General features: G+C 59.3%; 26 protein-coding genes. 14 read left to right on the top strand and 12 right to left on the bottom strand.

All coding sequences use genetic code 11. The features are described from left to right. Nucleotides 1–190: 190 nt before the first annotated feature. From PMI34_RS25465 to PMI34_RS25490, 7 genes are all read left to right on the top strand, one after another. Complete coding sequence (locus tag PMI34_RS25465) at nucleotides 191–1684, top strand: acetyl-CoA hydrolase/transferase family protein (protein WP_008045887.1); 1494 nt, start codon at nucleotides 191–193, stop codon at nucleotides 1682–1684. 319 nt (nucleotides 1685–2003) lie between these two features. Next, entirely contained in the window at nucleotides 2004–2219 is a 216-nt protein-coding gene (locus PMI34_RS25470) for a DUF1127 domain-containing protein (protein WP_008018491.1), read from the top strand. A 258-nt stretch (nucleotides 2220–2477) separates the two neighbouring features. Next, nucleotides 2478–2687, top strand: coding sequence for a DUF1127 domain-containing protein (locus PMI34_RS27795; protein WP_081498025.1), 210 nt, complete (start codon nucleotides 2478–2480; stop codon nucleotides 2685–2687). Between the two features lie 143 nt (nucleotides 2688–2830). Next, nucleotides 2831–3151 (top strand): DUF2388 domain-containing protein, encoded by a 321-nt coding sequence (locus PMI34_RS25475; RefSeq protein ID WP_008045886.1) that lies wholly within the window; start codon nucleotides 2831–2833, stop codon nucleotides 3149–3151. 107 nt (nucleotides 3152–3258) lie between these two features. Beyond that, entirely contained in the window at nucleotides 3259–3576 is a 318-nt protein-coding gene (locus tag PMI34_RS25480) for a DUF2388 domain-containing protein (protein ID WP_008045885.1), read from the top strand. A 28-nt stretch (nucleotides 3577–3604) separates the two neighbouring features. Beyond that, nucleotides 3605–3925 (top strand): DUF2388 domain-containing protein, encoded by a 321-nt coding sequence (locus PMI34_RS25485; protein WP_008045884.1) that lies wholly within the window; start codon nucleotides 3605–3607, stop codon nucleotides 3923–3925. Beyond that, complete coding sequence (locus PMI34_RS25490) at nucleotides 3922–5883, top strand: DUF7844 domain-containing protein (protein WP_008045882.1); 1962 nt, start codon at nucleotides 3922–3924, stop codon at nucleotides 5881–5883. Before PMI34_RS25485 ends, PMI34_RS25490 begins: the two co-directional genes overlap by 4 nt. Nucleotides 5884–5946: 63 nt before the next feature. Here the strand turns inward: PMI34_RS25490 and trpA are convergent, their stop codons facing one another. After that, the gene (trpA, locus tag PMI34_RS25495; RefSeq protein ID WP_008045880.1) at nucleotides 5947–6759 is read right to left on the bottom strand and encodes a tryptophan synthase subunit alpha; all 813 of its coding nucleotides are present in this window, start codon (nucleotides 6757–6759) and stop codon (nucleotides 5947–5949) included. Beyond that, on the bottom strand, nucleotides 6759–7994 hold the full coding sequence (trpB, locus tag PMI34_RS25500; protein WP_008045877.1) for a tryptophan synthase subunit beta: 1236 nt from the start codon (nucleotides 7992–7994) through the stop codon (nucleotides 6759–6761). The genes trpA and trpB overlap by 1 nt, the downstream gene beginning before the upstream one ends. A gap of 124 nt (nucleotides 7995–8118) precedes the next feature. Here trpB and PMI34_RS25505 point away from each other — a divergent pair, with 124 nt between their 5' ends. Further along, the gene (locus PMI34_RS25505; protein ID WP_008045875.1) at nucleotides 8119–9012 is read left to right on the top strand and encodes a LysR family transcriptional regulator; all 894 of its coding nucleotides are present in this window, start codon (nucleotides 8119–8121) and stop codon (nucleotides 9010–9012) included. Here PMI34_RS25505 and PMI34_RS25510 read toward each other — a convergent pair. Then, nucleotides 9009–9332, bottom strand: a complete 324-nt coding sequence (locus tag PMI34_RS25510) for a DUF883 family protein (RefSeq protein ID WP_008045874.1) — start codon at nucleotides 9330–9332, stop codon at nucleotides 9009–9011. The genes PMI34_RS25505 and PMI34_RS25510 overlap by 4 nt on opposite strands. A 157-nt stretch (nucleotides 9333–9489) precedes the next feature. Between PMI34_RS25510 and PMI34_RS25515 the strand changes: the two genes are divergently transcribed. Together PMI34_RS25515 and PMI34_RS25520 are read left to right on the top strand one after the other, a co-directional pair. Next, entirely contained in the window at nucleotides 9490–9705 is a 216-nt protein-coding gene (locus PMI34_RS25515) for a dodecin (RefSeq protein ID WP_008045871.1), read from the top strand. A gap of 121 nt (nucleotides 9706–9826) precedes the next feature. Beyond that, nucleotides 9827–10048 (top strand): DUF1161 domain-containing protein, encoded by a 222-nt coding sequence (locus PMI34_RS25520; protein ID WP_008045869.1) that lies wholly within the window; start codon nucleotides 9827–9829, stop codon nucleotides 10046–10048. 68 nt (nucleotides 10049–10116) lie between these two features. Here PMI34_RS25520 and PMI34_RS25525 read toward each other — a convergent pair whose 3' ends face one another. Further along, nucleotides 10117–11118: an LLM class flavin-dependent oxidoreductase gene (locus PMI34_RS25525; protein ID WP_008045867.1), complete on the bottom strand. Its 1002-nt coding sequence runs from the start codon at nucleotides 11116–11118 to the stop codon at nucleotides 10117–10119. Nucleotides 11119–11601: 483 nt separating this feature from the next. On the opposite strand from PMI34_RS25525, the gene PMI34_RS25530 reads away from it, so the two are divergent. Beyond that, complete coding sequence (locus tag PMI34_RS25530) at nucleotides 11602–11835, top strand: DUF1161 domain-containing protein (protein WP_008045865.1); 234 nt, start codon at nucleotides 11602–11604, stop codon at nucleotides 11833–11835. A 4-nt stretch (nucleotides 11836–11839) separates the two neighbouring features. Here PMI34_RS25530 and PMI34_RS25535 read toward each other — a convergent pair whose 3' ends face one another. Both PMI34_RS25535 and PMI34_RS25540 read right to left on the bottom strand, forming a co-directional pair. Then, complete coding sequence (locus PMI34_RS25535; protein ID WP_008045862.1) at nucleotides 11840–12259, bottom strand: PA0061/PA0062 family lipoprotein; 420 nt, start codon at nucleotides 12257–12259, stop codon at nucleotides 11840–11842. 40 nt (nucleotides 12260–12299) lie between these two features. After that, entirely contained in the window at nucleotides 12300–12722 is a 423-nt protein-coding gene (locus PMI34_RS25540; RefSeq protein WP_008045860.1) for a PA0061/PA0062 family lipoprotein, read from the bottom strand. A gap of 59 nt (nucleotides 12723–12781) precedes the next feature. Here PMI34_RS25540 and PMI34_RS25545 point away from each other — a divergent pair, with 59 nt between their 5' ends. Then, a complete protein-coding gene (locus PMI34_RS25545) occupies nucleotides 12782–13879 on the top strand; it encodes an aminopeptidase (RefSeq protein WP_008045858.1) in 1098 nt (365 codons plus the stop codon). On the opposite strand, the gene PMI34_RS25550 is transcribed toward PMI34_RS25545, so the two are convergent. From PMI34_RS25550 to PMI34_RS25565, 5 genes are all read right to left on the bottom strand, one after another. After that, nucleotides 13861–15090, bottom strand: coding sequence for a nucleoside recognition domain-containing protein (locus PMI34_RS25550; protein ID WP_008045856.1), 1230 nt, complete (start codon nucleotides 15088–15090; stop codon nucleotides 13861–13863). The two genes, PMI34_RS25545 and PMI34_RS25550, sit on opposite strands and share 19 nt — an antisense overlap. A gap of 231 nt (nucleotides 15091–15321) precedes the next feature. Continuing rightward, nucleotides 15322–16653 (bottom strand): glutamate/aspartate:proton symporter GltP, encoded by a 1332-nt coding sequence (gltP, locus tag PMI34_RS25555; RefSeq protein ID WP_008045855.1) that lies wholly within the window; start codon nucleotides 16651–16653, stop codon nucleotides 15322–15324. 285 nt (nucleotides 16654–16938) lie between these two features. Then, nucleotides 16939–17244, bottom strand: a complete 306-nt coding sequence (locus tag PMI34_RS28655) for a hypothetical protein (protein ID WP_157222699.1) — start codon at nucleotides 17242–17244, stop codon at nucleotides 16939–16941. 248 nt (nucleotides 17245–17492) lie between these two features. After that, a complete protein-coding gene (locus PMI34_RS27790) occupies nucleotides 17493–17657 on the bottom strand; it encodes a DUF1328 domain-containing protein (protein ID WP_008045854.1) in 165 nt (54 codons plus the stop codon). Nucleotides 17658–17728: 71 nt separating this feature from the next. Further along, on the bottom strand, nucleotides 17729–18016 hold the full coding sequence (locus PMI34_RS25565) for a hypothetical protein (RefSeq protein ID WP_008045853.1): 288 nt from the start codon (nucleotides 18014–18016) through the stop codon (nucleotides 17729–17731). 434 nt (nucleotides 18017–18450) lie between these two features. On the opposite strand from PMI34_RS25565, the gene algB reads away from it, so the two are divergent. After that, nucleotides 18451–19797 (top strand): sigma-54-dependent response regulator transcription factor AlgB, encoded by a 1347-nt coding sequence (algB, locus tag PMI34_RS25570; RefSeq protein WP_008045852.1) that lies wholly within the window; start codon nucleotides 18451–18453, stop codon nucleotides 19795–19797. Nucleotides 19798–19807: 10 nt separating this feature from the next. After that, entirely contained in the window at nucleotides 19808–21598 is a 1791-nt protein-coding gene (locus tag PMI34_RS25575; RefSeq protein ID WP_008045851.1) for an ATP-binding protein, read from the top strand. 7 nt (nucleotides 21599–21605) lie between these two features. Here the strand turns inward: PMI34_RS25575 and PMI34_RS25580 are convergent, their stop codons facing one another. Beyond that, on the bottom strand, nucleotides 21606–23219 hold the full coding sequence (locus tag PMI34_RS25580; RefSeq protein ID WP_008045843.1) for an EAL domain-containing protein: 1614 nt from the start codon (nucleotides 23217–23219) through the stop codon (nucleotides 21606–21608). Nucleotides 23220–23261: the final 42 nt, after the last annotated feature.

The following is a 23261-nucleotide window of genomic DNA, read 5'->3' as shown; positions in this document are numbered from 1 at the left end:
CCGATTCGTCGGGGCGTTTTTGTTTGCGCAAATCGTCGGACAAACTATCCTTTTGTTACCGATCCGGTAACGGTGTTTTGCTTGAAAGGCCCGGAATAGACGCCTCGATTGCGACCTTGGTAGCGGGACAGAAGTCGGCGCAATTCACTAGACTGCACATCCTGCTACCTGTTGCCCGAGATAACAATCCATGTACCGTGACCGTATTCGCCTGCCTTCGTTGTTGGACAAAGTGATGAGCGCTGCCGACGCTGCCGCTCTGATTGAGGACGGCATGACCGTCGGCATGAGTGGCTTTACTCGCGCCGGCGAAGCCAAGGCCGTCCCCCAGGCGCTGGCCGAACGCGCCAAGGTCACGCCGCTGAAGATCAGCCTGATGACCGGCGCAAGCCTGGGCAACGACCTCGACAAGCAGCTGACCGAAGCCGGCGTGTTGTCGCGACGCATGCCGTTTCAGGTCGACAGCACCCTGCGCAAGGCGATCAATGCCGGCGAGGTCATGTTCATCGACCAGCACTTGTCGGAAACCGTGGAGCAATTGCGCAACCAGCAATTGAAGCTGCCGGACATTGCCGTGATTGAAGCCGTTGCGATCACCGAGCAAGGACATATCGTACCAACCACCTCGGTCGGCAACTCGGCCAGCTTCGCGATTTTCGCCAAGCACGTGATCGTCGAGATCAACATGGCACACAACCCGAATCTCGAAGGTCTGCACGACATCTATATTCCGACCTACCGTCCGACCCGTACGCCGATTCCGCTGGTCAAGGTCGACGATCGCATTGGCAGCACCGCCATCCCGATTCCACCGGAAAAAATCGTCGCCATCGTGGTCACCAACCAGGCTGACTCGCCCTCCACTGTGCTGGCACCGGACGCCGAGACCCAGGCCATTGCCGACCACCTGATCGACTTCTTCAAACAGGAAGTGGCAGCCGGGCGCATGACCAACAAGCTCGGCCCGCTACAAGCCGGTATCGGCACCATCGCCAACTCGGTGATGTGTGGCCTGATCGACTCTCCGTTCGAAGAACTGACGATGTATTCCGAGGTGCTGCAGGACTCGACCTTCGACCTGATCGACGCGGGCAAGCTGAGTTTTGCCTCGGGCAGTTCGATCACCCTGTCGAGCCGGCGCAATGCCGACGTGTTCGGCAATCTGGAGCGCTACAAGGACAAACTGGTTCTGCGCCCGCAGGAGATCTCCAACCACCCTGAAGTCGTGCGCCGCCTTGGCATCATCGGCATCAACACGGCACTGGAGTTCGACATCTACGGCAACGTCAACTCCACTCACGTCTGCGGCACGCGGATGATGAACGGCATCGGCGGCTCGGGCGACTTCGCGCGCAACGCGCACCTGTCCGTGTTCGTGACCAAATCGATCGCCAAGGGCGGTGCGATCTCCAGCGTGGTGCCGATGGTCAGCCATGTCGACCACACCGAACATGACGTCGACATCCTCGTGACCGAAGTGGGCCTGGCAGACTTGCGTGGCCTGGCGCCCCGGGAGCGCGCCCGGGTCATCATCGACAAATGCGTGCACCCGGATTACCGCCAGGCGCTGAATGATTACTTCACCGCCGCGTGCGCCATCGGCGGGCACACCCCGCACATCCTGCGTGACGCCCTGAGCTGGCACATCAACCTGGAAGAAACCGGGCAAATGCTGAAGAAGTAATTGGTACAGATAGCAGCTGGCGCAAACACAGTTTCGTCAGCTTGCCCTTGCCTCTTCGTAATATGAAAAAAACTGTACTGCTGTACTGGTCATTTTTGAAGGAAAACACCTACTCCACCGAGCCAAAATAGCATATTTGCACCTAAATGGTGCGCATAGGTACAGTTGCCTCAATTTAGACCAGTACACCCCCTATAAACAGTTAACTGAGCTCTCACAATACAGATGAACTGTATCTACAGAGACTAGGCAAACGAGAGGATCATGGGTACCAGTTAAACCACTACCTAATCCCGCCATAAGCGGAAGGATGTCAACCATGGAACGTACACTCAGTTCCGAACTGTTCTTCGAAGACACTGCTGCAAAAACCCAGGCTTCCCTGCCTCTGCGCGTTATCGCCAACCTGATGCTGTGGCAGCGCCGCATCACCAGCCGCCATCAACTGGCTCGTCTGGATTCGCGTCTGCTGGCTGACGCCGGTATTAGCGAAGCACAACGCTACGAAGAGCTGAGCAAGCCGTTCTGGCGCTAAGTTAGCGTCGCTGGCCCTGACCTGAAGGTCCACCGCCAGCAACCCGAATTGAAAAAACAAAACCCGTCGTGGGAAACCACGACGGGTTTTGTCGTTTTGGCATGTCAAATCCGCTTTTACAGTAGGGAGCCACGAACACCAGTACAGTTTTCAAAAACAACAAACTGAACAAGTACAATATCGTCGCAGTGTGTCTGTAACGGATATTCGACCGATGTCAGCATGAAGTCCTCTACTTATCAGGACAGGGACCGCGCCATGAATTCTTTACAGGATGTTTCCACCCCCTCAATTCGATCAAGACCTTGCTTGCACCGGGTTAGAGCTCTGTTATCAGGTTTCTTCGCTAGCCTGGAAAGGACGAGAACACGACGTTTACTGGCTCAACTCGATGATCGTCAGCTATCGGACCTTGGCATCAGCCATGCTGAGCGCATCAACGAACTGGATAAACCGTTCTGGCGCTGACGGCCTGTTTGCATGACGGGCTGTTCGAGCTGACACACTCAGGCCTAATATCAAGCCAGAACGTGGCGAACGCCGAGTGCCTGGCGTCTGACTTTTCAGACACTGCGCCATATTTCAAATGGTCTACCAAAAGGAGTTACCCCATGTCCCGTCTTCGCCTGCTTAGCGCCGCGGCCCTGTTTGCCGTGGCTGCCGGTGCCCAAGCCTCCAGCTTCATCGTGACCACGGATGCTGTGGTCAACGCGCTCAAGGCCACTTCCGATGCGACCACCAACATCGTTTCGTCGTCGTTCAAGGATGACAAGATCGTCCTCGCGGCCCGTGACGACGCTGCCAGCTTTGTCGCCAGCGAAGGTTCCATCCGCGGCGTGAAGCTGGAAAGCGCACTCGACCACATTCGCCACCAGGCTCCACAGCTGAACGCAAGCGACGCACAACTGGCGCAAGCGATCCTGACGATCTAACCGACCGTACAGGCATGGGGCACGCCCGGCGTGCCCCGATGTTTCGGTGCTGGCTCTAGATCGGGCCTTGCGCTAGGCTTGGGACTCACGTTCAACTGTCGAGTCTCATGCGTTTCCCTTCAGGTTTCTTGATCGCTCCAGTCTTTCTTACCCTTGGTTACTGCGGATCGGCCGACGCTTATGACGCCTTTAACCTGTCCACCCAAGGCATTGTTGCCAGCGGTTACGCCACAAGTTTGGTGACCTCCGCCCCCTTCGACCATAAACTGCTGCTCGCTGCCCATGATGACGCCGCGGCATTCATTGCCAGTGACGGTGAACTGAGAGGCGCACGACTGGAATCGGCCCTGCGGTATCTGCGCCGAACCCAGGCAAAACTTCATGCCAGTGACCTTGAACTGGCACAAGCAATTCTCGTCCAATAGTTATCCCCGTTTTTCTGGAGTTCGTTCCATGCGTAACCCGCTGATTGCTGCCATCCTCGGCCTGCTGCTGTTGGCCGATGTGGCCCAGGCACATACTCTGGTTGCCACCAGTAACATCCTGATCCGTGCTACCCAGCGCACCCTCGATTTCACCTCCGACACCACCACGTCCATTCGCGATTCGAAAATCGTGCGCGAAGCCCAGGACGACGCCGCCAGTTTCGTCGCCAGCAATGGCGACATTCGTGGCGCTCACCTGGAGTCCGCTTTCAACTTGCTGCGCACCCGCGTGCCGGAAGCGCGCGACGCCAGCGATCAGGATCTCGCCGAAGCCATCCTCGCACTGTGAGGTGTCCACGCGCCTGGCTGCTGACCGGGGCCCTGTTGCTGCTCGGCAACACGGCCCACGCAGGCCTTCAGTTACAACTCAAGACCGAAGGCCTGACGCCCGCGCAACAGCAAGCCAGCCAGGCGTTGCTCGATGAAGCCATGCAGGCGTTGCCGCCACGCTTTATCGAGCAACTCGATCGACGCATCGACATCGGCTGGACCGATGACATGCCGAGAAATGCCTACGGTCAGGCCACTCTGGTGTCCGAACTCGATCTGAACCGCAACCTGCTGGCCGGCCTCACCGATGGCAGCGCCGCGACCAAGAAAACCCATCGCCCCCATGGCACCGTGCGCCGGGAAATGCTGGCCACGGTGTTGCACGAGCTGACTCACATCTACGATCGCTCACGCCTGTGGCCGGATGCCGAGCGCAAGCTGATTCAGCGCTGCACCCAGCGCAACAACAGCTCAGGGCTGGTTGGCATTCCCGACCAATGCCGGGGCCAATCCGATCGGCGTTTTACCCTCAGTGACGATCCGCGCCTGCTCGACCTCGCCGGCTGGCAGCAATACGTAGGCCGTCGCGGTGAACGCGAACAGCACAATCGCCAGATTGCCCGCAGCCCGGACATCTACGAGACCAGCAGTCCAAAGGAATTCGTCGCGGTCAACATGGAGTATTTCCTCCTCGACCCGAGCTACGCCTGCCGCCGCCCCGCGCTGTACCGCTACTACAAGGAACATTTCGGCTGGGCGCCCGCCGCCAAAGACACCTGCAGCAAGACCTTCGCGTTCCTCAATGCCGGCAACGACTTCGCCAAGACACCATTGGGCCAGGTCGATCCGGAGCGGGTCTATGCCGTTGACTATCTGCTGGCCGAGGCCAACCAGAACCTGTTCAGCCGCTGGGGCCACAGCATGTTGCGCCTGGTGATCTGCGCGCCGGGCCGCCCACGCGGACCGGATTGCCGATTGGATCTGGACCAGCATCTGGTGCTGTCGTACCGCGCTTTCGTTGGCGACGTACAGCTGTCGAGCTGGGATGGCCTGGTCGGTAAATACCCATCGCGGCTGTTTATCCTGCCGCTGTCCCAGGTCATCGACGAATACACCAAGACCGAACTGCGAAGCCTGGCCTCCGTGCCCCTGAACCTGTCGCGCAGAGAGATTGAAGACGTGGTCGGACGTGCCGCCGAGATGCACTGGAGCTACGACGGCAACTACTTCTTCCTGTCGAACAACTGCGCGGTGGAAGAGCTGAAATTACTGCGCGGCGGCACCAACAACCCGCAATTGGTGGGACTCGACAACATCATGCCCAACGGTTTGCTGGAAGTGCTGAAAGGCCGCGGACTGGCGGACACCAGCGTGCTGGACGATCCACGAGAAGCCTTGCGCCTGGGTTATCGTTTCGACTCCTTCCGCGAGCGCTATCAGGCGATGTTCGAGATCCTGAAAAAGCACTTGCCGATCAAACAGGAAACCGTCGAAGACTGGCTGGACTTGAAAGCCGCGCAGCGTCGGCAATGGTTCGAGCAGGCCGACTTGCGCACCAGCGCGGCGTTACTGCTATTGGAACAGGCCAGTTTCCGTCAGCAGTTGCTGCTGGCCCAGGATGAAGTGAAGCAGCGTTATCTGGGCGCCAGAGAACTGAAGAATGGCGGCATGGACAAGGCCAACGAGACGCTCAAGGACATTCTCGCCAACAGTGGTTTCCTCAGCCGGCCGGCGGAACTGCTGGGCACCAACGGTTATGGCTTGCCGCAACCAAGCGAGTGGGAGCATCTGGAAGCGGAAAGCAGCCAGCGCCAGAAGCAGCTCCTGGCGCTGTCCGGGGATCTGGACAAGGAAGTGAGAGCCTTGCTTGAACCGAGCCGCGCCGCCGAAATGGCCGCCAACGAGGCTAACGTGAAGCAGATTGGTGAGCACCTGCGCAAACTGCACAAGGCATCAGGCGGGATAGAGTTGCCTTGATATCGCAACCTTGTGGGAGCGAGCTTGCTCCCACAAGGTTTACAGCGTTCAGGAGCTTTACCTTCAGCTGATGCGAGCCTTACGCACGCCTTCAGCCAACGCCGAGCACAGGCTCAGCACGCCATCCACGGCTTGTTCCGGGGAGGTGGCATTGGCGATGTGATCGATCAACGCTGAGCCCACCACAACACCGTCGGCCAGACGCGCGATGGACGCCGCCTGTTCTGGAGTCCGGATACCGAAACCGATGCTGATCGGCAGATCGGTATGGCGGCGCAGACGGGCGACCGCTTCCTCGACGTGTTCCAGCGTGGCAGCGCCGGCGCCAGTCACACCGGCCACCGAGACGTAGTAGACGAAGCCGGAGCTGCCGTTCAGAACGGTCGGCAGGCGCACATCGTCGGTGGTTGGCGTAGTCAGGCGAATGAAGTCCAGGCCCGCAGCCTGCGCCGGGTCGCAGAGCTCGCCGTTATGTTCAGGCGGCAGGTCGACCACGATCAGGCCGTCAACGCCGGCCTCCTTGGCTTCGGCAATGAAGCGCGGTACGCCGTACATGTGGATCGGGTTGAAGTACCCCATCAGCACCAAAGGCGTTTCGTTGTTGTCCTGGCGGAACTCGCGAACCATTTGCAGGGTTTTCGCCAGATTCTGCTTGGCTCCCAGCGCACGGATGTTGGCGAGCTGGATTGCCGGGCCGTCAGCCATCGGGTCGGTGAAGGGCATGCCCAGCTCGATCACGTCAGCGCCAGCCGCCGGCAGCCCCTTGAGGATTGCCAGGGACGTGTCGTAGCCCGGGTCGCCAGCGGTCACGAAGGTCACCAGGGCGGCGCGGTTCTGTTCCTTGAGTTCGGCAAAACGCGTTTGCAGGCGGCTCATCAGTGTTTCTCCTGCTTCGATTGCTCTTGTTGAGAGTGTTCCATGTGGTGCATCACGGTCTGCATGTCTTTGTCGCCACGGCCGGACAGGTTGACCACCATCAGGTGATCTTTTGGCAAGGTCGGTGCGCGCTTGAATACTTCAGCCAGGGCATGGGCGCTTTCCAGGGCAGGGATGATCCCCTCCAGGCGGCAGCACTGGTGGAATGCAGCGAGGGCTTCGTCGTCGGTCACCGAGGTGTACTGGACGCGGCCGATGTCATGCAACCAGGCGTGTTCCGGGCCGATGCCCGGGTAGTCCAGGCCAGCGGAGATCGAGTGGGCGTCGATGATCTGACCATCGTCGTCCTGCAGCAGGAAAGTACGATTGCCGTGCAGGACGCCTGGAACGCCGCCATTCAGACTGGCCGCATGCTTGCCGGTCTCGATGCCGTAACCGGCGGCTTCAACGCCGATGATTTCGACACTCTTGTCGTCCAGGAACGGGTGAAACAGGCCCATGGCGTTGGAACCACCGCCGATGCACGCCACCAGGCTGTCCGGCAGGCGACCTTCCTGGGCTTGCAGCTGCTCGCGGGTTTCCTTGCCGATCACGGCCTGGAAGTCGCGAACCATTGCCGGGTAAGGGTGCGGACCGGCCACAGTGCCGATCAGGTAGAAGGTGCTGTCGACGTTGGTGACCCAGTCACGCAGGGCTTCGTTCATCGCGTCTTTCAGCGTGCCGGTACCGGCTACCACCGGGATCACTTCGGCACCCAGCAGCTTCATGCGAAACACGTTGGCCTGCTGACGCTCGATGTCAGTGGTGCCCATGTAGATCACACAATCCAGACCGAAACGCGCAGCGACGGTGGCGGTGGCCACACCGTGCATGCCGGCGCCGGTCTCGGCGATGATGCGCTTCTTGCCCATGCGCCGCGCCAGCAGGATCTGGCCGATGCAGTTGTTGATCTTGTGCGCGCCGGTGTGGTTCAGCTCTTCACGCTTGAGGTAGATCTTCGCGCCGCCACAGAACTCGGTCAGACGCTCGGCGAAGTACAGTGGGCTTGGGCGTCCGACATAGTCGCGCTGGAAGTAGGCCAGTTCCTCCTTGAATGCAGGATCTTCCTTGGCCAACTCATATTCGCGGGCCAGGTCGAGGATCAACGGCATCAGGGTTTCGGCAACGTAGCGGCCGCCGAACGCGCCAAACAGGCCGTTGGCATCAGGGCCGTTGCGCAGATTAGTCTGGGTCATGGGGCGCTCCAGTTGAATGCGTGAAGTGATGCATAAAGAGATAGTGGACTTCACTCTACCCCTGACGCCTCGACCTGAAAACCGATAAGATCGCCACAACCTGTCAGGAAAACTCACAGATCACATGAGCCATGACCTTCCTCCGCTGAACGCGCTTCGCGCCTTCGAAGCCACTGCCCGCTTGAATAGCGTCAGTCAGGCCGCCGAACAGCTGCACGTCACCCACGGCGCGGTCAGCCGGCAGCTCAAGGCGCTTGAAGAACACCTCGGCGTAAGCCTTTTCATCAAGGACGGTCGCGGCCTGAAACTCACAGATGCCGGGTTGCGTCTGCGTGACGCCAGCAGCGAAGCCTTCAAGCGTCTGCGCAGCGTATGCGCCGAACTCACACAAAGCACAGCCGATGCGCCATTCGTGCTCGGTTGCTCGGGAAGCCTGCTGGCGCGCTGGTTTATCCCGCGATTGGGGCGACTCAATGCCGACCTGCCGGACCTGCGCCTGCACCTGTCGGCCGGAGAAGGCGATCTGGATCCGCGCAGACCGGGGCTGGATGCCTTGCTGGTATTTGCCGAACCACCCTGGCCGGCGGACATGCAGGTTTTTGAGTTGGCCAGCGAACGTATCGGCCCGGTCATGAGCCCTCGGTTCGTCAGCTATGAGCGGCTCAAGCAGGCACCGGAGACCGTGCTACTGGACGAGCCCTTATTGCACACCACCTCCCGCCCGCAAGCCTGGCCAAACTGGGCGCAACCACGGGGGCTCGACCCCAGGGCGCTGAAGTACGGTCAGGGATTTGAACATTTGTATTACTTGCTGGAAGCCGCCGTCGCGGGTCTGGGCGTGGCGATTGCCCCCGAACCCTTGGTGACGGAGGACTTGAAGGCCGGCCGCCTGGTTGCGCCCTGGGGCTTCAGTGAAACTCCGGCGCAACTGGCGTTGTGGCTACCCAAGCGCGCCGCGGACGGGCGCGCCCGGCAACTGGCGCAGTGGCTCAAGAACGAGCTGCGTCGAGCGGATTAATCACGCCTGCACAACAGATAAGCCGCCAGCAGGCCCAATGCGCCAACGGCGACACCGGCTGTCGTCCAGGGGTGTTCCTGGGCGTAGTCCCGGGTGGCAATCCCGGTTTCACGGGTTTTGACCTTGACCTCTTCATACGCATCGGCAAGCAGATGGCGCGAATGCTTCAAGGCATTCTCGGCGTTGCTTTTCAGGGTCTTGAGGGTTTTACGCGACTCGTCCGAGGCGTCGTCCTTCAGGCTTTCCAAAGACTTGAGCAGACTCTCGATCTCGGCTTCCATGCTTTGCAATGAGGCTTTGCGTAACGAGTTGCTGGCCATGGTGGCTCTCCTGCATTGGTGATGAGTGGCGTGTGTTGGTTGGGACTTCACGGGGTCGAGAAAGTGCAGAAAATCTGAACTTCACCCTCAGAACGGCTAACAGAAGAAATAGGAAAAATCACTGCTAGTCTGTAATTCACACGCCGAGGAGAACGCCATGTCTGACCATCACACCTACAAGAAAGTCGAGCTGATCGGCTCGTCCACCAGCAGTATCGAAGATGCGATCAACAACGCGCTGGCCGAAGCCAGCAAAAGCATCAAGTACATGGAATGGTTTGAAGTGACCGAGACCCGTGGACATATCAGGGACGGCAAGGCTGCGCACTTTCAGGTGACCTTGAAAGTCGGGTTCCGGATTGCCAGCAGCTGACTTTGGGCTAGTCTTCTGAACTTGCACGCCGGTCGAATGCCATAGGGAATGGCAAAGCACTACATGAGTGCGTCCGGCTGACGGCTGGTTACCCCTATGATCCGACCAGGGAATGCAACCGATGAAGAAGTTTATGTTAGCGGTAGGTTTGTTGAGCCTTGCGGGGAGCGCATTGGCGGGCGGCAAGCCATGCGAAGAGCTGAAAGCCGAAATCGCAGCGAAACTTGATGCCAAGGGCGTTTCCGGATACTCGCTGGAGATTGTCGATAAAGGTGCCGCTGCCGGCGGGAAAGTCGTTGGAAAATGCGAAGCGGGCGCCAAAGTGATCGTCTATAAAAAGTAGGCCGATTCTCGCCCGAATGAAAAAGCCGACGCCCTGGCGCCGGCTTTTTTATGCCTGCCGTTTGAGTATCAGCCCCGCATGACCTGCGCCAGCAGTTCGTAGGAATGCACGCGATCGGCATGTTCGTACAGGTCACAGGTGAAAATCAGCTCGTCAGCCTGGGTCTGTTCGATCAGGACCTCGAGTTTGGCGCGGATTTTCTGCGGGCTGCCGATCATGGCCAGGCCAAGGAAATCGTGCACGGCGTCTTTCTCATGGGGCAGCCACAGGCCGTCCATGGTCTTCACCGGCGGACGCTGTACCAGGCTTTGGCCACGCATCAGGGCGAGAATCCGCTGGAACACCGAGGTCGCCAGATAATCGGCCTGCTCGTCGGTATCGGCTGCCACCAATGGCACGCCGAGCATCACGTAGGGCTTGTCCAAAACGGCTGACGGCTTGAAGTGATTGCGGTAGACCCGAATCGCTTCATGCATGTAGCGCGGTGCGAAATGCGAGGCGAAGGCGTAGGGCAAACCGCGCTCACCCGCCAACTGTGCGCTGAACAGGCTCGATCCCAACAACCAGACCGGCACATTGGTCCCGGTTCCCGGCATCGCGATGATGCGTTGGTCCGGGGTACGTGGCCCGAGGTAGCGCACCAGTTCCGCCACATCTTCCGGAAAATCGTCGGCGCTGCCGGAGCGCTCTCGGCGCAGCGCACGCGCGGTCATCTGGTCGGAACCGGGCGCGCGCCCCAGGCCCAGATCGATCCGGCCCGGATAAAGGCTTTCCAGGGTGCCGAACTGTTCGGCGATCACCAACGGTGCGTGGTTGGGCAACATCACCCCGCCCGAACCGACTCGAATGGTCGACGTGCCACCGGCCAGGTAACCGAGCAGCACCGACGTCGCGGAACTGGCGATGCCATCCATGTTGTGGTGCTCAGCCACCCAGAAGCGGTTGTAACCGAACTTCTCGACATGCTGCGCCAGGTCCAGCGAGTTGCGCAGCGACTGGGCCGCGCTGCCGTTCTCGCGTACCGGCACCAGATCGAGGGTCGAGAACTTGATATCGGACAGTCGTTTCATAAACCTGCTTCTCCAATTGAGGGCGCAGGTTTGTTCTTGCGAACGCAAACCTGCCGAATCCAAAAGCGTGTTCATGCAATGAGGGCATATACCCGAGTTTCAATAGCCCGGTAAAAAATCCCGCGAAAAAAGCGGATTGACCGGACGAGATGAACTTTGCCCCGCCGTCTGTCCTCACAACCCTGGCGAGCGAAAAACACGAAGTCGCCGTTCGAAGAGTTCTGCAACAAAGCCAATGAGGGCTCTCCGGTGTCCAATGTGCCGAATGCGAAGATCAGCCTGAAGGTAACGTTGGTCGGCTAGATTTTCGTTGAAAACAAAAGATCGCAGACTTGCGCAACCTGCCGGGATCATTCGGGAAAAGGTGCTCAAGACTGCGATCTTTTTTTTGTCGCGACAGACTTGCCCACTAAAACTGTGGTCGAATAAATGACAGCAGCGAAAACCCACGATTGTGCGTGCTGCCTCAACGGAGCTTCAACCATGAAACGTTTTGCCCTGGTGGTAATCTGTTACGCACTGGCCACTTCGGCCCTGGCGGCACCGAAACCCTGCGAAGAACTCAAGGCCGAGATCGAAGCCAAGATCCAGGCCAGTGGCGTCACTGCCTACACGCTTGAAATCGTCGCCAACGACGAAGTACACGACCAGAACATGGTCGTTGGCTCGTGCGAAAACGGCACCAAAAAAATCATCTACCAGAAGAACGACCGCTGACATTTCACATCAGGCAGTAGGATTCCCGGTCCTCGGCAACGATCTCGCGCTTGGCGTTGTACAGCCTGGCGCCGGGGGTAAATGCGATGGAGCGGCCTTCGAGCACATAACGCTGACCGGCTTCGAAATGATCGTAATTGATGGTCAGGTAGCACAACCGTTCCGAAGGGCCGCTCATCATGCCCAATCCGCCACCAGGTACTTCAAAGTCGAAACGCACGATCAGTTCATGGCTGCCTGGCGTGACCTCGAAAAAACGCCCGTCGCGCAGGCGTTGTTTATCCAGTCGTTCGGCCATCAACAACTTGTCGTTAGGGAAGGGCGTCGAGAAATCGACCCAGGCCATTTTTGGATCAGGTGTCGGCATCGGGCTTTGGCAACCCGCGACGACACTGACGGCGAGTAATAGCATCAACCTGCGCATGATGGATGTCCCCAGGGATATGCATCCAGCATAACGCCGATCAGGTGTGTTGACAGCCTGCCGGCGTGCCCTGGCCAATCACTTTTCGCTGCTGATCGTAGAGCTTCGCCCAAGGCCGAAAGCCGATGTTCCCCGCCTGTAGCTGATAACGCTCACCCGCGTTGAAGTCGCTGAATTTCACGTTCAACTGACAATCGCGCCACAACGGCTCGGCGTCTGGGCCGATATTGGTGGGCTGGACCGCGAATTGGTAGCGGACCGTCAACTCATGGCTACCGGGATGAACCTGGAAATAGCGTTTATCGTCGGTAATCTTGTCATCGACCTCCAGCGCCTGCAGCGCCGTATCTTCTTGCTTCGAGTCCAGGTCGATCCAGGCTTGCGCAGGATCATGGCGGGGTATTCCGAAACCAGCACAGCCGGCCAGCATCAGCAGGCCTCCTGTCAGTATCAACATGCGCATAGCGGAGCTCCAGTCTGGCGGGATAGTCTTGCGGAAAGACTCTCCAAGGAAGAATTATTGTGATCAGGCCGCTTCCTAGCCTTGGGTTACTTGATCGCGTTTTTCGCGTTTTGTTTCCGGGCCTGTTGTTTTTGTTGCTCAACGGCTGCACCAGCGCCAGCTATTACAGCCAACTGGCCAGCGGCCAAATGCAGTTGCTGCAGGCCAGGGAGCCTGTTTCCAGCGTGATTGCCGACCCGGCGCGAGATCAAAAACTGCGTACACACCTGGAGCAATCCCAAAAGGCCAGAACCTTCGCCAGCCAGCAATTGCACCTGCCGGAAAACCAGAGTTACCGCCTGTACGCGGACATTGGGCGTCCCTTCGTCGTCTGGAATGTCTTCGCCACGCCGGAGTTTTCCCTCAAGCCCGTAAACCACTGCTTCCCCATCGCCGGTTGCGTGGCCTATCGCGGTTACTACAGCCAGAGTGCAGCCCGTGGCGCAGCGGCTTTGCAACGCTTGCAGGGCATGGACGTGTCGATTGGCGGCGTCGAGGCCTATTCGACACTCGGCTGGTTCAACGACCCGATCATCAGTTCGATGATGGGCTGGGGGGATGAGCGACTGGCCACGCTGATCTTTCACGAATTGGCCCATCAACGCGTCTATGTGAAGGACGACACGGAGTTCAACGAATCCTTCGCCACCTTCGTCGAGCAGGAAGGTACTCGCCAATGGCGCACCTACCGCCACCTGCCGGCGGATAACAATGCGCAGGCACATCAGCGCGAACAGTTCACTGAGTTGGTGCTCAAGACCCGCGCCCGCCTGGAAAAGCTCTACACCTTGCCGTTGCCAACCGAACAAATGCGCCAGCGCAAGGCGGCCGAATTCGAGCGCTTGCGCAGCGAATACCGGCAATTGCGCGACAGTCAGTGGGCCGCAGACAAACGCTACGACGCCTGGATCTATGCCCCCATGAACAACGCCCGGCTATTGCCGTTTGGCTTGTACGACCAATGGGTGCCGGCATTTGCCGCGCTGTTTCATCAGGAGAATGGCGACTGGCTTAAATTTTACGCCGCCGTGGAAAAGCTTGGCGCCTTGCCGACGGACGAGCGCAAGGCCGCGCTGAAGGCTTTGGCTGACGGAGCCGATCAACCAAAGAACCAGTAGCAAACCCCGATCGCACCCAGCACCCCGGCAAGCTCGGCCAACAGTGCACAACCGACGGCATGGCGTGCGCGCTGGATGCCCACGGCGCCGAAGTACACTGCCAGTACATAGAAGGTCGTCTCGGTACTGCCCTGGATCGTTGCCGCCACCAGCGCCGGGAAGCTGTCCACGCCCGAGGTTTTCATGGTTTCAATCAGCATCGCCCGGGCGGCGCTACCCGAGAAGGGTTTGACCATCGCCGTCGGCAGCGCATCGACGAAACGCGTGTCCCAACCGGCCCACGCCACCAGATGACGAATCCCGTCCAGACCGAAGTCCAGCGCCCCGGATGCCCGCAGAACACCCACCGCGCAGAGCATTGCCACCAGGTAGGGCAGCAGGTTCTTGGCGACGTCGAAACCCTCTTTGGCGCCTTCGACGAAGGCCTCGTAAACCTTCACTTTACGCAGCGCACCGATCAGCAAAAACAGCATGATCAGGCCAAACAGCGTCAGGTTGCCGAGGATCGACGACAGGCCAGCCAGCGCGGTCGCCGAAAGGGTCGCCAGCAACGCCATGAAACCGCCGAGGGCGAGGGAGCCAGGGATGAGGTAGGCCAGCACCACGGGGTCCCAGATGCGCAGGCGCTGCATGAACGCCACCGACAGGAAGCCGACAATGGTCGAGCAACTGGTCGCCAGCAGGATCGGCAGGAACACCAGCGTCGGGTCCGGCGCGCCTTGCTGGGCGCGATACATGAAGATCGTCACCGGCAGCAGGGTCAGCGAGGAAGCGTTAAGCACCAGGAACAGGATCTGTGCGTTGCTGGCGACGGTATCGCTGGGATTGAGTTCTTGCAGCGCTTTCATGGCCTTGAGACCGATCGGCGTGGCGGCGTTGTCCAGCCCCAGGCCATTGGCGGCGAAGTTCAGGGTGATCAGGCCGATGGCCGGATGACCCGGCGGGACTTCGGGCATCAGGCGCAAGAACAGTGGCCCCAGGGCCCTGGCCAGCCATTCGACGATGCCGGCTTTCTCGGCAATGCGCAGAAAACCCAGCCAGAGGGTTAGGGTGCCAAACAGCAGCACCATGACTTCGACCGACAGCTTGGCCATGGCAAAAATGCTTTCCACCATCGCCGCGAATATTCCGGCGTTGCCACCAATCAGCCACTGCGCCAGCGCCGATACGGCTGCCACGATGAAGAAGCCAAGCCACAGGCCATTGAGCATCAGTCAAATCCCCCCAAAAGATCCGCGAATGATAGCGGGGTGGCCAGAAACGACAAACCCCGGATTTCTCCGGGGTTGTCTGGTGCGGCTTTCGTAGATCACTGTGGGAGCGGCCGGTCGACGCTCGATTGCTCGCGAAAGCGGTGTGTCATTGAGCATTGAACTGGCTGACATGACGCCTTCGCGAGCAAGTCGGATCGCCGCACCGCCGCTCCCACAAGGGGTATTGCATCAGCCCTTGGAAATTTCACCCGCCGGCAGTTTTTCCTTGCTGCGCCAGTGCGGCAGGGAGTTCCAGTAGCGCTGGCCCTTGGCGTCGTCGTACATGCCTTCCCAACGAGCGATAACCAGAACAGCCAAGGCGTTGCCGATCACGTTCAGTGCGGTACGGGCCATGTCCATGACCCGGTCGACACCGGCAATGAACGCCAGGCCTTCCAGAGGAATACCGACGCTGCCCAGGGTGGCCAGCAGTACCACGAAGGACACGCCCGGCACGCCGGCGATGCCTTTGGAGGTGACCATCAACGTCAGTACCAGCAGCAGTTGCTGGCTGATCGACAGGTCGATGCCATACAGCTGGGCAATGAAGATAGCCGCGATGCTTTGGTACAGGGTCGAACCGTCGAGGTTGAACGAGTAACCGGTCGGCACCACGAAGCTGCAAATGGCTTTCGGCGCGCCGTAGGCTTCCATTTTCTCGATCACGCGCGGCAGCACGGTTTCGGAGCTGGCGGTGGAGTAGGCCAGTACCAGCTCATCCTTGAAGATGCGCATCAGCTTGATCACCGAGAAGCCGAACAGGCGAGCGATCAGGCCCAGGATCACGAAAGCGAAGAAGGCGATGGCGACGTAAACCAGGATCACCAGTTTGGCCAGCGGTATCAGCGACGCGAAGCCGAAGTTGGCCACAGTCACCGCGATCAGTGCGAACACGCCGATCGGGGCATAGTTCATGATCATGTGAGTGACCTTGAACATGCTTTCCGATACGCCCTGGAACATCTTCACCAGCGGCTCGCGCAGGTCCGCCTGCAGGCTCGACAAACCGAGACCGAACAACACAGAGAAGAAGATGATCGGCAGCATTTCGCCGCGAACCATGGCCGCAAAGATGTTCGACGGGATCAGGTTGAGGATGGTTTGAATGAACGCGTGTTCATGCTGGACCTCGGCCGCCGTGGCCTGGTACTTGGAAATGTCCACAGTACCCAGGGTGCTCATGTCGATGCCGGTACCCGGATGGAACAGGTTGGCCAGCAGCAGACCGACCACGATGGCGATGGTGGTGACGATCTCGAAGTAGATGATGGTCTTGAAGCCGATGCGCCCCAGCTTCTTGGCGTCACCGACGCCGGCAATGCCGACGATCAAAGAGGAAATGACGATCGGGATCACGATCATCTTGATCAGACGGATAAAGATATCGCCTGCCGGTTGCAGGACGTTGCTGATCCACCAGGCTTTTTCGGCACTGAAATGGTTGAGCAGCGCACCGATTGCAATCCCCAATACCAGACCGATGAGGATCTGCCAGGCGAGGCTAAGCTTTGCCTTCTTCATATCTTTACCCTTACTTGTTGTTTGACTCAGGGAGATGCGCGAACTGGAACGCTTATGGCGAAAAAGTCCAGTGCATCTGCCCCCCGTATAAGGTGCCCCGAAGCTCGTGTTTGCAGCTCTCTGGCAGGCGAAAAAAGGCGCAACTATTCCGATGCAAGGGAGCGCCGTCTAATGCCGTAAACGCCTACCCCATGCCGAATCGGCATGAGGTTTTTTTAGCGAAACGCACGTCCCAACCGGTTCGAATACGACATTTCGGCAGGCATAAGTGCCGTGAACCGGCCATCACAGAGCAGATTGAATGTTTTTTGAGCAGTGGCCGAGCGTTGATTTTTCAGCAAAATCCCACAGGACGAAGGGAAAAATTGCGGCCAAAGAAAGATGATTTTTCTCGATATACGGTCGCGGGTGAAACACCGGGAAAAGTATTTTCCGACGTAACAAGGACAAGGACGAGAAAACAGTGATGAAACGGGACGAGCGCTCTATTTCAATGTGTTGCGTGATCAAGCTCTTCGCAAGCCCGTCGAGCCTTGGCGGTCCGACGAACTTGCGCAGCAGCTTTTCCTGACCCGGCCCTTGCGCAGGCACTCCCTGTACCCGTAGGTCACTCCGCCCCTGAAACAGGCAGAACGTCCCGCCCCCTTGGTCATGCGCCGGCCTTCCTCAGGTGGCGCAGATGGAAAGAGGCGCTGTGGCCTCCTTCGTGTACAAATTCTGTCCTGTCAACAAACCCTGCATGCGCAGGTCAGGCATGTCGGGGAAACGCCAGCCCGCATGCCATGGCACTACCGCCCAACAGCAGGGCGGCTGCCAGTGTCTTGAACAACCCTCTCATGTCAGCCTCGACCACGACGGCCAAAGAAAAAGGAGGCAACGAACATCACCAGGAACACGATAAACAGAATCTTGGCGATACCCGTGGCGGTGCCCGCGATACCACCGAAGCCCAGTACAGCGGCGATGATGGCGATGATCAGGAATGTGATTGCCCAGCTCAACATGGTGATTCTCCTTACGCTTCTGTTTAGAGGTGCTGCGTTTCCCGGCGCATGGGGTGCGGCGGAAGTTTTGCCTAGAACATCCAACGCTCCTGATGACGTATCTCACCTACAGGCCCGGCCTGGTCGACATCCATCATGCGCATTGGGGTGCTATCGGCCTGACCGCTGCCGACAGCACTGAAATGGGTTTGGGTCGGATGCGGAATCGACAGGCGTGGTGCTTCCGGCTGCCGGCTCTGCTCCCAGCGCAGAAACTGCTGACCACCGATCAGCGTGATCAACAGCGCCAGAACAGCAAACAGTCCTTGCTGGATATGCACAGGCCAGAGGCGCAGGTGGGCAGCACGTTGACGGTTCATCCTGGAGCTCCTACCACTGGGGTCGGTATTCGTGGGCGTTTGTTTTTGAATGCCCTGATTAACCAGTCAACTGCATGGCGCATGCCAGCCTTGATTCGAATTAATTCGCTTTGATATCAATACGTTATAAACATCAAAGAAACCACTCCGCGCGCATCCTGCACGATGCCCCTTGTGCGGTCGTGCGGATTGCACGATCGGTTTGAAGGAAGGCGTAAATTTTTTGAATTGAGAGGAGGGTGCGCAGGTCAGAAATTCACGCTGGCCGCTGGCAAAGACCGGGTATCAATCAAAAGACCCGCAAAATCAGGTGGCTAACCGATACATCGGATGAGAGCTACCCTGCCATGACAGGAAAGGCTCAGAATCAATCATGCAACTTGCCCGATTTCTCCGGGACTAAATTAAGATCATTCATTAAGGAGCGTAGGAAAATGGAATCCGCGACTGAGCATCAAGGCCGCATTCTGCTGGTGGATGATGAGTCCGCCATCCTGCGTACTTTCCGTTACTGCCTCGAAGACGAAGGCTACAGCGTAGCCACCGCCACCAGCGCCGCGCAGGCTGAAGCCTTGTTGCAGCGGCAGGTCTTCGACCTGTGCTTCCTCGACTTGCGTCTGGGTGAAGACAACGGCCTCGATGTGCTGGCCCAGATGCGTATCCAGGCGCCCTGGATGCGGGTGGTGATCGTCACTGCCCACTCGGCCGTCGACACGGCGGTGGACGCGATTCAGGCCGGCGCCGCCGATTATCTGGTCAAACCGTGCAGCCCCGATCAATTGCGGCTGGCAACCGCCAAGCAACTGGAAGTGCGGCAACTGTCGGCGCGACTGGAAGCCCTGGAAGGCGAGGTGCGCAAGCCCAAGGATGGTCTGGACTCCCACAGCCCGGCCATGAAAGTGGTACTCGAAACCGCCCGCCAGGTTGCCACGACCGATGCCAATATCCTGATTCTGGGTGAGTCCGGTACCGGCAAGGGCGAACTGTCCCAAGCCATTCACGGTTGGAGCAAACGCTCGAAGAAATCCTGCATCACGATCAACTGCCCGTCGCTGACCGCCGAACTCATGGAAAGCGAACTCTTCGGCCACAGCCGCGGCGCCTTCACCGGCGCCAGCGAAAGTACCTTGGGGCGAGTCAACCAGGCCGACGGCGGAACGCTGTTTCTCGACGAGATCGGCGACTTTCCCCTCGCATTGCAGCCGAAGTTACTGCGTTTTATTCAGGACAAGGAATATGAGCGCGTCGGTGATCCGGTGACCCGCCGTGCCGATGTGCGCATCCTTGCGGCCACCAACCTCATCCTTGAGGACATGGTGCGCGACGGTCGCTTCCGTGAAGACCTGCTCTATCGCCTGAATGTCATTACCCTGCACCTGCCACCGCTACGCGAACGCCGCGAAGATATTCTCAACCTGGCCGACCGTTTCCTGGCGCGCTTCGTCAAGGAGTACGCCCGTCCCGCGCGCGCGTTGAGCGACGAGGCCCGGGAAGCCCTGCTGGGCTATCGCTGGCCGGGCAACATCCGTGAACTGCGCAACGTAATCGAGCGGGCGAGCATCATCTGTCCACAGGAACGGGTCGAGATCAGTCATCTGGGCATGGCTGAAACCTCGGCCAACAATGCACCGCACATCGGCGCGGCGTTGAGCCTGGAGGAGCTGGAAAAGGCCCACATCGGCGCGGTCCTCGCCACCGCCGACACCCTGGATCAAGCGGCGAAGACCCTGGGCATCGACGCCTCGACGCTGTACCGCAAACGCAAGCAGTACAACTTGTGAGCATTAGCCGATGAAACTGGCGCTGAAATTGCGGACCCGGCTTTTCCTGAGCATCTCCGCACTGATCACCGTCGCGTTGCTCGGACTCTTGCTCGGGCTGGTCAGCGTAATGCAGATGGCCGGTAGCCAGGAAACACAGCTGCGCAGTAACTTCATCACCCTGGACCTGGGGCTCAAGCTGCGTCAAACCCTGGGTGATCAACTGATCATCATGCTCAGCGAGGAGCCTGACTCCGCCGCTTTCGCCGCCTCGAAGCAGCATTACTTCGAACTGCTGGAGGAAGGCATCGCCCAGGAGCCGGCAGAAACCGGAAGCGAGCACGGCTTCAGAAAAGCCAAGGCCGACTACGAGAGCTTTATCCAGGCTTATGAAGCCTCCCCGGCCCCGTCGAACGTGCTCAGCAGCCACGACAACCTGACGGAAAAATTCAACGCGCTACGCAATGGCCTGATCGCCGAGCACAAGCGCGCGCTGGACAAAATCAGCAATACCGAGCGCCAGGCCCGGGAGCAGGCACTGCTGATTGCCGGGTTGCTTGGCCTGGTGGGGCTGGCGGTGCTGATCATTGGCTTCGTGACTGCCCAGGCCATCGCCCGGCGTTTCGGGGAGCCCATCGAGGCCTTGGCCAATGCGGCGGACAAAATCGGTCTGGGCAATTTCGATGTCACCTTGCCGATCTCTTCGGCGGTGGAACTGAACCAGCTGACCCGGCGTTTCGGGATCATGGCCCAGGCGCTGCGTGAACATCAGGCCACCAACGTCGATGAGCTGCTGGCCGGTCAGCAGCGTTTGCAGGCCGTGCTCGACAGCATCGACGACGGACTGCTGATGATCGACCGTCAGGGCCATCTGGAACACCTTAACCCTGTGGCCCAGCGTCAGTTGGGCTGGGAGTCCGATCGACTGGGTCAGGGGTTGGGCACGGCGCTGGAGCGCCCCGAGCTCGATGAGCAGCTGCAGCTGGTGCTGCGCGGCGGTACGCTGGAGCGGGCACCGGAAGACTTGAGTGTCGAAGTCGATGGAGAGTCTCGACTGCTGACCTACAGCCTGACTCCGGTCAGCCATACCCAGGGCCATATCCTGGGTGCCGTGATGGTGCTGCATGACGTTACGGAGCAACGAGCCTTCGAACGGGTACGCAGCGAATTTGTATTGCGTGCATCCCATGAATTGCGCACACCAGTCACCGGCATGCACATGGCCTTCGGATTGTTCCGTGAGCGCGCGCACTTTGCTCCGGACTCCCGGGAAGCCGACCTGCTCGATACAGTGAATGAAGAGATGCAGCGACTGATGCAGCTGATCAATGACCTGCTGAATTTCTCCCGTTACCAGAGCGGTTTGCAGAAACTCACCCTGGCGCCGTGTTCCATCGAAGCGCTGCTGGAACAGGCACAGTCACGCTTTGCCACGGCGGCCGAAGAAAAGGAGATCAATCTGCTGGTGGAAGTGCAGGGACCTTTGCCGCGGTTGCAGGCCGACCCGCCACAACTGGACCGGGTACTCGACAACTTGCTCGACAACGCCTTGCGTCACACCGGTTCCGGCGGGCGGATACGCCTGCAAGCCAGGCGCCACGGCGACCGGGTCATCATCAGTGTCGAGGACAACGGTGAAGGTATTGCCTATGGTCAGCAGGGGCGGATCTTCGAGCCCTTCGTGCAGGTTGGACGAAAGAAAGGCGGGGCCGGGCTCGGACTGGCCTTGTGCAAGGAAATCGTGCAATTGCATGGCGGGCGGATAGGCGTCTATTCTCGGCCGGGGCAGGGTACTCAGTTCTATATGACGCTGATCGTTTAGGTCACCCTCACGCTTCATCATCCAGGCGCCGGCCTCCCCGACGTCGCCCCCGGGTAATCAATTCGGTGAACTGCACTGCGCTCAGCGCGCGGGCGAACAGCCAGCCCTGGCCGAACCTCACGCCTTCACTGCACAGGAACGCGGCCTGGGCCTCATGTTCGATGCCCTCGGCAATCACCTTCAAGTGAAGCGACTGGGCCATGTGAATGATGTGCGGAGCCACTCCGCTGCTGGCAGCGTCATGGCCCAGCGCATCAATGAACGCTTTGTCGATTTTCAGGCAATCGACCGGCAGGGTTTGCAAATAGGCGAGGCTGCAATAGCCGGTGCCAAAGTCATCGATCAACACCTGGTGTCCGACATCCCGCAGCGCTTGCAGGTTTTCCCGGGCCACCACCACGTCGACCAGCCCGCGCTCGGTGACTTCAAAGGCAATTTGCCGCGCAGCGACGCGATGCAGTGTCAGCAGCCGCGCCATCACCTGGCCGATCCGAGGAACCATCACATCGCACGCCGCGAGATTGACCGAGATGTACAGTTGCGGGTTGGCACGCAGCAACTGGCCGAGTTGCTCGAGCAGGCGCTGCAGGACGAAGTCCGTCATCTGGCGAATCTGCCCGGTGTTCTCCGCCATGGGAATGAACAGGTCGGGACTGGTCAGGGTACCGTCCGGCCTGCGCCAGCGCAGCAGTGCTTCAGCCCCGACGCAGTTGCGGCTATCGAGGTCGAAGATCGGTTGATACAGCACCTGCAACTCGCCACGACGAATCGCACCGGTCAGTTCGGCGTCCAGCGACTGCCGTTGGCGTACCAGCAAAAACACCAGGAACCCAACGCATGTGCCCAGCGCGAGGCTGGCCGGAAGCAACCACCACCAGACCGCCGGGATATGCATGCCGGTGCGCGGGCTGATCAACACCAATTGATATTCCGGGTTGTCGGTGGGCATGCGGTATATCAAGCGTGTCTGGGTGATTTGCAGCGCATCACGGTTTTTCGGTGGCCAGGCCTCGGCCGGCGGCCAGGCCTGAGTAGCGCCGAGCACCGGTATCGCGCGCGCGCCATGGTCCAGGACCACCAGCAGGCTGCTGCCCGGCGACAGGTCAACCATATCTGTCAAATGCCCACGAGAGGTCGCGACCCGGAAATTCCCGCGCCCGAGCATCAGCGCGGCGCGGTTTTCATCGGGTTCGGTGGTGGTGTTGAGCCAATAGCTATAAGTCGGGCCTTTGATGTCTGGAGATCGACTGAGCGACAACCCTTCCTGGCGAGGGCGATTGGAGCAGATTCGCGAGGAGTCCATGTAGGCGGCTTCGTAGACGAAGCGATAATTGAACGAAACCTGTTGCAAGGTTGCGATCATTTCAGCATCGCAGCCGCGCAACGGTTGCGCTTCAAGGTCGTCAAGGCTTTCACGCAGTTGACCGAAGAGCTGTTCCAGACGGGCGAGGAAGCGTTCGCCCTGAGCATTCATTTCTTCGCTTTCGTTTTGCTCGACCTGGTGTATGGCGACGAACAGGCTGCCGGCCATCAATAACGTTGCGCTCAAGACAGTAGACATCAGCCCCAGGAACCAGGGGCGATGGAACCAACTACGGAAGGTCTCTTGAGCAGCGTTCATTGTGAAATATCCGAAGGATTACCAATGAGTTATAGCTGCTGA

This window comes from Pseudomonas sp. GM74 (genome assembly GCF_000282455.1).
GTDB lineage: Bacteria > Pseudomonadota > Gammaproteobacteria > Pseudomonadales > Pseudomonadaceae > Aquipseudomonas.
This window is presented reverse-complemented; position numbering and strand designations above follow the sequence as displayed.

Excerpts from the sequence above, each read along its gene's own strand:
- PMI34_RS25475 (WP_008045886.1), top strand. The coding sequence starts at position 2,831 with ATGTCCCGTCTTCGCCTGCTTAGCGCCGCGGCCCTGTTTGCCGTGGCT.
- PMI34_RS25530 (WP_008045865.1), top strand. The coding sequence starts at position 11,602 with ATGAAACGTTTTGCCCTGGTGGTAATCTGTTACGCACTGGCCACTTCG.
- PMI34_RS25535 (WP_008045862.1), bottom strand. The coding sequence starts at position 12,259 with ATGCGCAGGTTGATGCTATTACTCGCCGTCAGTGTCGTCGCGGGTTGC.
- PMI34_RS25505 (WP_008045875.1), top strand. The coding sequence starts at position 8,119 with ATGAGCCATGACCTTCCTCCGCTGAACGCGCTTCGCGCCTTCGAAGCC.
- PMI34_RS25580 (WP_008045843.1), bottom strand. The coding sequence starts at position 23,219 with ATGAACGCTGCTCAAGAGACCTTCCGTAGTTGGTTCCATCGCCCCTGG.
- trpB (WP_008045877.1), bottom strand. The coding sequence starts at position 7,994 with ATGACCCAGACTAATCTGCGCAACGGCCCTGATGCCAACGGCCTGTTT.
- trpA (WP_008045880.1), bottom strand. The coding sequence starts at position 6,759 with ATGAGCCGCCTGCAAACGCGTTTTGCCGAACTCAAGGAACAGAACCGC.
- PMI34_RS25515 (WP_008045871.1), top strand. The coding sequence starts at position 9,490 with ATGTCTGACCATCACACCTACAAGAAAGTCGAGCTGATCGGCTCGTCC.
- PMI34_RS25540 (WP_008045860.1), bottom strand. The coding sequence starts at position 12,722 with ATGCGCATGTTGATACTGACAGGAGGCCTGCTGATGCTGGCCGGCTGT.
- algB (WP_008045852.1), top strand. The coding sequence starts at position 18,451 with ATGGAATCCGCGACTGAGCATCAAGGCCGCATTCTGCTGGTGGATGAT.
- PMI34_RS27790 (WP_008045854.1), bottom strand. The coding sequence starts at position 17,657 with ATGTTGAGCTGGGCAATCACATTCCTGATCATCGCCATCATCGCCGCT.
- PMI34_RS25480 (WP_008045885.1), top strand. The coding sequence starts at position 3,259 with ATGCGTTTCCCTTCAGGTTTCTTGATCGCTCCAGTCTTTCTTACCCTT.
- PMI34_RS25550 (WP_008045856.1), bottom strand. The coding sequence starts at position 15,090 with ATGCTCAATGGCCTGTGGCTTGGCTTCTTCATCGTGGCAGCCGTATCG.
- PMI34_RS25510 (WP_008045874.1), bottom strand. The coding sequence starts at position 9,332 with ATGGCCAGCAACTCGTTACGCAAAGCCTCATTGCAAAGCATGGAAGCC.
- PMI34_RS25575 (WP_008045851.1), top strand. The coding sequence starts at position 19,808 with ATGAAACTGGCGCTGAAATTGCGGACCCGGCTTTTCCTGAGCATCTCC.
- PMI34_RS25565 (WP_008045853.1), bottom strand. The coding sequence starts at position 18,016 with ATGAACCGTCAACGTGCTGCCCACCTGCGCCTCTGGCCTGTGCATATC.
- PMI34_RS25465 (WP_008045887.1), top strand. The coding sequence starts at position 191 with ATGTACCGTGACCGTATTCGCCTGCCTTCGTTGTTGGACAAAGTGATG.
- PMI34_RS25485 (WP_008045884.1), top strand. The coding sequence starts at position 3,605 with ATGCGTAACCCGCTGATTGCTGCCATCCTCGGCCTGCTGCTGTTGGCC.
- PMI34_RS27795 (WP_081498025.1), top strand. The coding sequence starts at position 2,478 with ATGAATTCTTTACAGGATGTTTCCACCCCCTCAATTCGATCAAGACCT.
- PMI34_RS25525 (WP_008045867.1), bottom strand. The coding sequence starts at position 11,118 with ATGAAACGACTGTCCGATATCAAGTTCTCGACCCTCGATCTGGTGCCG.
- gltP (WP_008045855.1), bottom strand. The coding sequence starts at position 16,653 with ATGAAGAAGGCAAAGCTTAGCCTCGCCTGGCAGATCCTCATCGGTCTG.
- PMI34_RS25470 (WP_008018491.1), top strand. The coding sequence starts at position 2,004 with ATGGAACGTACACTCAGTTCCGAACTGTTCTTCGAAGACACTGCTGCA.
- PMI34_RS25520 (WP_008045869.1), top strand. The coding sequence starts at position 9,827 with ATGAAGAAGTTTATGTTAGCGGTAGGTTTGTTGAGCCTTGCGGGGAGC.